1 protein-coding gene is annotated in these 233 nt (G+C 38.2%); it reads left to right on the top strand.

Annotated elements, in window-relative coordinates; genetic code table 11:
- Positions 1–233, top strand: a 233-nt coding sequence (locus ACY2RS_RS15970; protein ID WP_490099637.1) for a hypothetical protein, incomplete at both ends; no start/stop codon positions are given.

Raw genomic sequence — 233 nt, 5'->3', positions numbered from 1 at the left:
CGCAAGTAGATCAAGAAATTCCGTTTCAGGTTTTTAAGAGGCAAGCTACTAAGCAATCTGCAGCATATTTTCAAAAGACAACCAGGTTTACAGAAGCAACCTATGCTGAAACAATGGTTAATGAAAAACGAAACAATAGTGGTACAACTAAACTTTCAGAACCCATACTAGAAACCCTAAAAGGAACGGTTACTACAAGCAACAAAGGGAGTAACCATGCCGTGGTAGTAAAA

Source organism: Patiriisocius sp. 208BN25-11 (assembly GCF_058147145.1).
The sequence above is the reverse complement of the archived record's forward strand: the minus strand, read 5'-3'. Positions and strand labels throughout refer to the sequence as shown.